Consider the following 8,532-nt stretch of genomic DNA (forward strand, 5'->3'; position numbering starts at 1 on the left):
AACTCACTCGTTCCGGGCGGTCTCCGGGCCGGTGATCCGGCGCAGCAGCGGCAGCGTCGAGGCGACGATCCCCAGCGACGCCGCCAGCCCGCCGACGGCCATGAGGTAGAACGAGCCGTCCGGCGCCAGCAGCGTGTAGCCCAGTTGCGCCCGCAGGAACAGATGCGCCGCCAGGAAGCCCATCCCGGTCGCCACCGCGGCGACGGCCAGCAGCGGCACCACCGTCTCCAGCGCCACCACCCGCCGCAGCGTTCGGAGCTGCACGCCGCTGAGCCGCAGCATGCTGAACGGCCGCTTCCGGTCGGTCAGCCCGCCGGCCACGCTCACCGCCAGGCTGCACCCGGCGATCGGCAGGCTGGCCAGCATGACCACGTTGGCCAGCTGCTGGAACTGCACCATCAGCCGGGCGGAGTCCGACTCCCACTCGGCGGTGCTGGACGGGAAGCGCACCGCCGGGAACGCGTTGATCAGCATGGTGCGGGCCTGCTCGAACGCGGCGCGGTTGGCGGTGTTGACGACCACCGACCGGATCGGTTGCCGGTCGACCTGCGCCGGGTCCATGTGGGCGTCGGCCCAGACGTAGCGGTCGTTGGTCAGGTCCCACGCGCGCTCGCCGATGAGGTCGTCGGCCACGGTCGCGACCTGCGCGCCGGCGGGGCAGGTGCCGAACTCCGCCAGGCGGTCCAGTTCGGCGCAGGTGATGACGCCCGGCCACCACCATCGATACGCGGGCGACTCTGTCCCGTTCACCTCGAGCGGGGGTGGTGTGTCGACGGGATTGGCGCGGACCAGGGTCACGCTGCGGACCCCCGGGATCGTCGCGAGCCCGGCCGGGATCTGGTCGGCGGTCGGTGCGGGGCCGTCCTCGGCCGGGAACGACGTCGACAGGGAGGTGGCGGCCACCGAGTCGGTGCGCGGCTCGCCCCGGTTCGCGACGTAGGTGGTGATGATGCCGGTGGCGACGCTGGTCACGAAGAGCGCCACGATCAGCCCGCTGACCGCCCGGAATGCCGCCCGGGGATTGTCCGCGAGGCGTCGCCCGGCGATGAGGGTGGCCGGCCGGCTGGCCCGTCCGGCCAGCAGGCGGGCGCCGAGCATGGTCAGCCACGGCCCGGCCAGCAGCAGCCCGGTCAGGATCAGGAGAAACCCCGAGAGGTACGCGGTGAGCTGGCCGTTGGTGGTGGGGGGACGCCGGCCGATGAAGTACGTCAGCTCGACGAGCCCGGCGACCAGCGGGATCAGCCGCCAGGCGCGCGGCGGTTTCGGGGTGACCCGGCGCGCGACGCCCAGCGGGGAGATCTGCACGCGGCGCAGCGCCAGCCAGGAGGCCACGACGGCGCCGAGCGGGATGCCGAGCGCGACCGCCAGGACGTCAACGACGGTCAGCGACAGGTCGGCGGTGAAGAAGCGCTCGCCGGTGAACGGGATCGCGGCGAGCCCCGGGCGGAGCGCGAGGAACAGGCCGAACCCGACGGCCGTGCCCACCGCGGCCGCGAGCACGGATTCGACGGCGGAGATGACGGAGATCTGCCGGGGCGTGGCGCCGATCAGCCGCATGGCGGCGAAGCGCTGCTCCCGGCGGGTCGCGGCCAGCCGGGTGGCGGTGCCGATGAAGATGAGCACCGGGAAGAGCAGCGCGACCGCGACGATGGAGAGCACGAGGGCCATGCCGTCGTGGTTGATGCCGACGTAGCAGCCGCGGGAGCAGACGCTCGGCGAGGTGGTCATGATCTGCGTGGCCTTGCGCGCCCCCAGGTGCTCCAGGTCGCCGGGCGTCCGGCCGATGACGATCAGCAGCGAGTCGGGGGACGGCAGCGCCACCGGTCCGATGGTGCCGACCTGGTGGCCGGGGAACCGGTCGCCGAGTTGCGCGGCTGGGGTGGTGTGCAGCAACTCGCCGAGGGCGGGCGAGACGTAGTACTCGCCGGGTCCGGGCAGACGCGGGATGCCCGGCGGGACGGGCGAGTCCGGGCCGGTCGCCGCGACCTCGACCCGGCCGATCGAGTCGCCGTGGAAGTAGTCCTCCCGGATCAGCCACCACAGCGGGTCGACCGACGGGTCGGCGGCGGCCGGCGCGACGGCGGTGTTCAGCCAGGCGTATCGCTGGTTCTGCGCGTTGACCGCGTTCATGCCGGCGAGCGTGGCGAGCAGCATGCCGACGCCGAGCGCCACGGCGGTGGCGATGACGGCGAGCCGGGTGGCGGCCTCGCGCCCGCCGGCCAGGGACAGCCGGACCGCGAACCGGATCATGAGTGCACCAGCGCGTTCACCTTGCCGTCGCGCACGATGACCTGCCGGTCGGCGTACGCGGCGACCCGGGCCTCGTGGGTGACCAGCACGACGGTGGTGCCCTGCTCGCGGGCCGAGGAGACCAGCAGGTCCATGACCTGCTCGCCGGTCAGCGAATCGAGGGCCCCGGTCGGCTCGTCGGCGAACAGCGCCCCGGGCCGGGCGACCAGGCCGCGGGCCAGCGCGACGCGCTGCGCCTGCCCGCCGGAGAGCTCACCGGACCGGCGCCGCTCCAGCCCGCCCAGGCCGAGCCGCTCGAACCAGGGCCGCGCCTCCTTCAGCGCGGCGGCCCGCTTGAGGCCGCGCAGCAGCAGCGGCAGCGCGACGTTCTCCTCGGCGGTCAGCTCCGGCACGAGCTGCCCGAACTGGAACACGAACCCGAACTCGTCGCGGCGCAGGACGCTGCGCCGGGTCTCGCTGAGGGTGTCGATCCGGCGGCCGTCGTAGTGGATCTCGCCCTTGTCGGGCACCAGGATCCCGGCCAGGCAGTGCAGCAGGGTGGTCTTCCCGGAGCCGCTCGGGCCCATGATGGCGACGATCTCGCCCGGCTCCACCAGGACGCTGGCGCCGCGCAGCGCCGGGGTCTCGCCGAAGGACAGCGAGATGTCGCGCGCCTCGACGGCCTTCACTTCCGCACCGCCTTCGCGAGGGCGTCGAGCCGGGCGGCCGTGGTGTCGATCCAGTGCAGGTCGGCCTCCAGGTGGAACAGGCCGTGGTCGGCGAGCATGGCGTCGACCAGGGTGCCGGAGCGCTTGATGTCGGTGAGTTCCTTCATCCGCACCAGGTGGGCGGCGCGCTGGCGGTCGAGGTAGTCCTCCGCGGGGCGGCCGAGCATCAGCGCCAGCACGACCTTGGTGAACAGGACCGTCTGCAGGTTGGGCTCGGCCGCGACGGGCTCGGTCAGCCACGACTCGACCTCGGTGGCGCCCTGCTCGGTGATGACGTAGCGCTTGCGCTCGGGGCCCTCGCCCGGCTCGACCTCGCCGATCACGATCTTGCCGTCGCGGGCGAGCCGGCTCAGGGTCGAGTAGACCTGGCCGAAGGGCAGCGGCTTTCCCCGGCTGAAGAAGGCGTCGTAGTCGCGCTTGAGGTCGTAGCCGTGGCTGGGCTCCCGTTCGAGCAGGCCAAGGAGGGTCATGGGAACGCTCATGACGCGACTATAACCCGAGGGTATACCTCGCGTATATATCTTCGGCGTATGTCAGCGCGCCTTCGCACTGTCGGCGCCGGTGACGGCGGGCTGCCCGGACGCCGCCGACGGGGTCAGGACGAAGTGGACGGTGTGGCCGGTCCTGGCCCTGCCCAGCCGGTGGGTCAGCGGCACCAGCACCCCGTGCAGCAGCGGATGCTTGCGTACCAGCGCCTGGCTCGCCGCCCGGTACTCCGCCCCGCTCAACCGCCGCGCCACCGCCTCCACCGCCGCCCCGGTCGGCTTACCGAGGGCCGTCGACGGGGCCAGCGTCACGTGCGGGTTGTTGCGGATGCGCCGGGTCTTCCACGCCTTCTCGAAGCTGCGCACGTACGCCCGCTCCCCCGCCACCGCGACGCTCACGGCCGTCGGCACGGGGGTCCCGTCCCGCTTGAACGTCGTCAGCACCACGGTCTTCTGCCGCACCAGCGGCGCCCACCCGGGGGCCGGGGCGGGGTCGACGTACCCGACCACCCAGCCGAGCTGCCGCAGCCGGGCCACCAGCGCGGCGAGGGCCAGGAGGGCCGACAGCCCGACCAGCCAGGTCTGGGCCGCGCTGCCGCCGAGGTCGGCGTCGACCACGTGCGACACGGTGTGCGCCGCCGCGCCGACGACGTAGCCGGCCAGGGCGAGCGCCAGGGCATCGGCCCAGATGAGCGCCAGTAGCAGGGTCGCCCCGATGCCGAGCTGGAACGCCCCGACGTCGTGCACGAAGTGCTCGTGCGGCGGGAAGTCCACCGCCGAGCTGAACGAGTCCGCCCGGGCCAGCGCCCACAGTCCGACGACCACCGAGGCCACGCCGAGCAGTGCGGCCGTCCCACGTACGAGTGCTCTCATGTCGGTGAGACGGCCCGGCGCCCGACGGTGTGACCGCCGGGCGCCGAGAGGTCGCCCTCACGTGACCCAGGGTGGTCAGGGTGCGATCCGGGCCCACACCGTGCCGAGGGACCACCGCATGGTCGACTTGCTGTTGATCTCCATGTCGTTGGTGATCGAGCCGTCGCTGCTGCGGGTGCCGGCGCGGATGTGGACGGTCTGGCCCTGCTGGATCGGGCCGTTGCTGAACAGTCGCGCCGTGAAGGCGCCGCCCTGGGCGAGGAACTCCCGGACGATGACGCCGGTGCGGTCGGTGTTCCACCGGAAGCGTGACATCGAGGCGAACGACGGTGCGGTGACGTTGGGATGCAGGACATGCATCATCAGGAAGTTCTCCTGCGAGGTGGACGAGTCCGAGACGCCGAACTCGTCCACCACGCGCAGCTCGTGCAGAGCGCGGCCACACCGAGCCTCGATGAAGATCTCCACCGCACCCGTTGCCGGTGCCCGGAAGTTGAACCCGATCTGGGTGTCGACGACAGCCCAGCCGTTGTCGAAGTCGTCCGCGTTGTTGTTGTCGAGCGTGAGGTCGTGACCGGTCAGTCCGGTGAACCTGTCGAGGGCGTGCACCCGCCCGACGCGGAAGCCACCGAGGTTGTGCGGATCGAAGCCCTGCTGAAAGCCGGGGTACGGCGGACGGAACGGTGTCCAGGCGTGCGGATCGTCCCGACCCCCGCCCTGATCCGGCGGTGTCGGCGCCTGGACGTCGTGCAGCCACGAGGCGTATCCGCCGGTCGCCTCCGTGCGGGGCAGCAGCTCCTGCACGGCCGCCCTCGTCTCCGCGACGATTCGCCGTAGCTGCGTGCCGTCGACGTCCAGGCTGTCGAAGTACGCCTGGACGTTCGCCTTGCGCTGGGCGTCGAGGGCCTCGTAGTCGGCGTCCAGGCCGACGGGTGGTTGGAGGAGGTCGCGGAATCTCACGCGCTCACCGTGCATTCGCTTCCTCAGCGACAGCCAGTTCTCCTCGCCGAGCAGGTCGCGGATGCGCTGATTGCCACGCTCCACGATGTCCGACAGCCGCACGTCACGAACTTCCGCCGCACTGCGCCGGCGTCGGTCGTAGTCCTCGGCAACCTCCTCCGCCCTGCGACGATCCGCTTCCGGGGTGTCGAGGTCGAAGGGCATGTGGTACTGGCTGGAGTACTGTCCCGCTAGCATGTGCTCCCCCTCGCAAGACCGGGACGAACCGGCATAAATAGGACGATGGGGACGACAGTAGCGGTATGGCCGTCTGCTGACGGACGGAACAACAATTCCCGCCCGGTCTCGGCGGCGGCCGGCACCGGTTCACACCGGCACCGGCCGCCTCTGCTCAGCCCTCGTGCGGGCCCTCACTCACCCGCCGCACGTCGACCTCGACGTCGAGCCCGCTCTCGGTGAAGACGTCGACGAACCGCTTCGCCCACTCGACCGCCTCCTCCTTCGACCGGACCTCGATCAGCCCGAACCCGGCGATCAGCTCCTTGGTCTCGGTGAACGGCCCGTCGGTGACGGTCTTCTTCCCCTTGGTCGCGGTGATCCGCGCCGACTCCTCGCTGCTCTTGCAGAGCCCCTCGGCGGCCAGCAGGATCCCCGCCCTGGAGACCTCCTCCATGTAGGCGCCCATCCGCTTCATGAACTCCGGCGACGGCTCGAAGTTGCCGGGAACGGCCTCGTCGAGCTTGTGCATCAGCATGAATCGCATCTCAGTGCTTCCTCTCGGTGATCGTGTGCAGGGAAACCGCGGTGAGCCAGCCGAAGACCAGGGCCGAGCCGAGCGCCATCCGGACGCTGATGCTGTCCTGGTCGGGCCAGGCCATGACGGCGACCGTCGCCAGCGCGACGAGGATCGACGACAGCGCACCCGCCCGCCCGAAGCGGCGGGCGAAGACCAGGCAGGCGACGGTGAGCGAGCCGAAGGAGAGCATCGCCCCGACCCCGTGGCCGTAGGAGTGCCAGCTCATCGTCTCGGGGTTGCCCTCCGGCGCGCCGGCCGGCCAGCCCATGCTCGGGTCGGCCCGGAGCACCCCGGCGACGATCAGCCCGACGCCGAGCACCGCCACCAGCGCCGGCCCCCATGTCGCGGCCGGTCCGCCGCGCAGCGCCCGCCGGAAGCCGACCGCCCCGGCGAGAGCCAGCAGCCCGGAGACGACGAAGTTGGCGATCTGGATCCAGCCGTGCTCGCCCAGGGCGAGCAGGCTGAGCGGCTGCCGGCTCAGGTCGAAGCCGTCCCGGGTGAACGCCTGGGCGAGGCCCAGCCCGAGGAACAGCGGTCCGGCGGCGGCGCCCGCGGTGAGCAGGGTGGCGGTCGAGACACCCCGTGTGGTCCCGGCCTGGGTGAGCGTCGTACTGGTCATCTCGATCTCCTCGTCATCGGTTCTCGCTGACGCGTCGATCGGGGCGACCCGGATCCGACATGAGTTCTCAAGATTTTTTACGAGCCGCACGCGGCGGCGCGATCGAGCAGCAGGGCGCGCTCGCGGGCGTTGCCGGTGAGCGACGCCGCCCGCTCGAACTCGGCCCGTGCCTCCGCGTGCCGGCCCAGCTTGAAGAGCAGGTCGCCGACCACGCTGGGCAGCAGGTGGTAGCCGGCCAGCGCCGGCTCGGACTCCAGCTCCCGGGCCAGTTCGAGGCCGGCGGCGGGCCCGTCGGCCTGGGCGACGGCGACGGCCCGGTTCAGCTCCACCACGGGCGAGGGAACGAGCCGGGCCAGCTCCGCGTAGAAGCTCGCGATCCGCGCCCAGTCGGTCTCTTCCGGGGTACGCGCCCGCGCGTGGCAGGCCGCGATCTCGGCCTGGAGGGTGTACGGGCCGGGGTGGTCGGTGCGGGCCTTGTCGAGGGCGGCCAGGCCGCGCCGGATGAGCAGCTGGTCCCAGCGGCTGCGGTCCTGGTCGTTGAGGAGGATCGGCGCGCCGTCGGGGCCGGTGCGGGCGCGGGTACGCGACGCCTGGATCTCCAGCAGCGCGGCCAGCCCGTGCACCTCGGGTTCGTCGGGCATGAGCCCCTGGAGCAGCCGGGCCAGACGGAGCGCTTCCTGGCTGAGTGCGGGGCGCATCCAGTCGTCGCCGGCGGTGGCCGAGTAGCCCTCGTTGAAGATGAGGTAGACGACTTCGAGGACCGAGTCGAGGCGTTCGGCGGCCTCGGCCGGGCCGGGCACCTCGAAGGGGATCTTGGCGGTGGCGAGGGTCTGCTTGGCCCGGGTGATCCGCTGGCCGACGGTGGGTTCGGTGGTGAGGAAGGCGCGGGCGATCTCGCCGGTGGTGAGGCCGCCGAGCAGCCGCAGGGTGAGCGCGGCGCGGGCGATCGGCGACAGGATCGGGTGGCAGGCCACGAAGATCAGCCGCAGCAGGTCGTCCTCGATGTGCTCGTCCAGCGCCGCGTCGAGATCGGGGGTGACGTGCTCGTCGAGGTCCCGGCCGAGCTCGGCGAGCGTACGCTGCTGGGTCTGCCTGCGGCGCAGCATGTCGACGGCCCGGCGCTTGCCGACGGTCGTCAGCCACGCCCCCGGGTTGGCCGGCACGCCGTCGCGCGGCCACTGCTCCAGCGCGGCGACCAGCGCGTCCTGGGCCAGCTCCTCGGCCTGGCCGACGTCGCGGACCAGCGCCGCGATGCCGGCGACCACCCGGCCGGCCTCCATCCGCCACACCGCCTCGACGGTGCGCCGCGCGTCGGACTCCCCCATGGGCACATCACAGCAGCCCGGTCCGACGTTCGCCAGCAGACGGGGAAGTGTCGTAGGCGGCTCGTAGCCTGGCGCGGTCATCGACGATCGCTGGAGGCGATGTGCTCGACCACTTCTCCATCATGGTGCGCGACCTGCCGGCCAGCGCCGCCTTCTACGACGCGGTGCTCGCCCCGCTGGGCGGCCGGCGGATCATGGAGCCCGGCCCGATCGGCTACGGCGTCGACAGTCCCGACTTCTGGCTGGTGCCCGCGCCCGCCCAGGCCGGCGGGCCGCTGGAGTCGCACATCGCCTTCATCGCCCCGGACCGGGCGGCCGTGCAGGCGTTCCACGACGCCGCGGTGGCAGCCGGCGCGGAGGTGCTGCACGCGCCGCGGGTGTGGCCGGAATACCACCCGGGCTACTTCGGGGCGTTCGTCCGCGACCCCGACGGCAACAACGTCGAGGCGGTCTGCCACCGGCCGGAGTGAGGCGCCCACGCTTCCCGGCCGGTCTCGGGACCCGGTGCGGCAACACC

9 protein-coding genes are annotated in these 8,532 nt (G+C 72.4%); 1 reads left to right on the forward strand and 8 read right to left on the reverse strand.

Going from position 1 to position 8,532, the window contains the following annotated elements; all coding sequences use genetic code 11:
• Nucleotides 1-3: 3 nt before the first annotated feature.
• The 8 genes from IEY96_RS08350 to IEY96_RS08385 all read right to left on the reverse strand — a co-directional run bounded on the left by IEY96_RS08350 (nt 4) and on the right by IEY96_RS08385 (nt 8,015).
• Nucleotides 4-2,250, reverse strand: a complete 2,247-nt coding sequence (locus IEY96_RS08350; RefSeq protein ID WP_189194196.1) for an FtsX-like permease family protein — start codon at nt 2,248-2,250, stop codon at nt 4-6.
• Nucleotides 2,247-2,918, reverse strand: a complete 672-nt coding sequence (locus IEY96_RS08355) for an ABC transporter ATP-binding protein (protein ID WP_189194197.1) — start codon at nt 2,916-2,918, stop codon at nt 2,247-2,249. The genes IEY96_RS08350 and IEY96_RS08355 overlap by 4 nt, the downstream gene beginning before the upstream one ends.
• Nucleotides 2,915-3,439, reverse strand: a complete 525-nt coding sequence (locus IEY96_RS08360; RefSeq protein ID WP_189194198.1) for a PadR family transcriptional regulator — start codon at nt 3,437-3,439, stop codon at nt 2,915-2,917. The genes IEY96_RS08355 and IEY96_RS08360 overlap by 4 nt, the downstream gene beginning before the upstream one ends.
• A gap of 51 nt (nt 3,440-3,490) precedes the next feature.
• Nucleotides 3,491-4,315, reverse strand: coding sequence for a PPOX class F420-dependent oxidoreductase (locus IEY96_RS08365; protein ID WP_189194199.1), 825 nt, complete (start codon nt 4,313-4,315; stop codon nt 3,491-3,493).
• A 75-nt stretch (nt 4,316-4,390) separates the two neighbouring features.
• A complete protein-coding gene (locus IEY96_RS08370) occupies nt 4,391-5,512 on the reverse strand; it encodes a hypothetical protein (protein ID WP_189194200.1) in 1,122 nt (373 codons plus the stop codon).
• Nucleotides 5,513-5,666: 154 nt separating this feature from the next.
• Nucleotides 5,667-6,038, reverse strand: a complete 372-nt coding sequence (locus tag IEY96_RS08375) for a YciI family protein (protein ID WP_189194201.1) — start codon at nt 6,036-6,038, stop codon at nt 5,667-5,669.
• 1 nt (nt 6,039) lies between these two features.
• Nucleotides 6,040-6,690: a DUF998 domain-containing protein gene (locus tag IEY96_RS08380; RefSeq protein ID WP_189194202.1), complete on the reverse strand. Its 651-nt coding sequence runs from the start codon at nt 6,688-6,690 to the stop codon at nt 6,040-6,042.
• A 77-nt stretch (nt 6,691-6,767) separates the two neighbouring features.
• On the reverse strand, nt 6,768-8,015 hold the full coding sequence (locus IEY96_RS08385) for an RNA polymerase sigma factor (protein ID WP_189194203.1): 1,248 nt from the start codon (nt 8,013-8,015) through the stop codon (nt 6,768-6,770).
• Between the two features lie 101 nt (nt 8,016-8,116).
• Here IEY96_RS08385 and IEY96_RS08390 point away from each other — a divergent pair, with 101 nt between their 5' ends.
• Nucleotides 8,117-8,485, forward strand: coding sequence for a VOC family protein (locus IEY96_RS08390; RefSeq protein WP_189194204.1), 369 nt, complete (start codon nt 8,117-8,119; stop codon nt 8,483-8,485).
• Nucleotides 8,486-8,532 lie beyond the last annotated feature (47 nt).

The organism is Micromonospora fulviviridis (assembly GCF_014648395.1).
Lineage (GTDB): Bacteria > Actinomycetota > Actinomycetes > Mycobacteriales > Micromonosporaceae > Micromonospora > Micromonospora fulviviridis.

Coding starts and splice junctions, on each gene's coding strand:
- IEY96_RS08385 (WP_189194203.1), bottom strand. CDS start 8,015: ATGGGGGAGTCCGACGCGCGGCGCACCGTCGAGGCGGTGTGGCGGATG.
- IEY96_RS08365 (WP_189194199.1), bottom strand. CDS start 4,315: ATGAGAGCACTCGTACGTGGGACGGCCGCACTGCTCGGCGTGGCCTCG.
- IEY96_RS08370 (WP_189194200.1), bottom strand. CDS start 5,512: ATGCTAGCGGGACAGTACTCCAGCCAGTACCACATGCCCTTCGACCTC.
- IEY96_RS08360 (WP_189194198.1), bottom strand. CDS start 3,439: ATGAGCGTTCCCATGACCCTCCTTGGCCTGCTCGAACGGGAGCCCAGC.
- IEY96_RS08350 (WP_189194196.1), bottom strand. CDS start 2,250: ATGATCCGGTTCGCGGTCCGGCTGTCCCTGGCCGGCGGGCGCGAGGCC.
- IEY96_RS08380 (WP_189194202.1), bottom strand. CDS start 6,690: ATGACCAGTACGACGCTCACCCAGGCCGGGACCACACGGGGTGTCTCG.
- IEY96_RS08375 (WP_189194201.1), bottom strand. CDS start 6,038: ATGCGATTCATGCTGATGCACAAGCTCGACGAGGCCGTTCCCGGCAAC.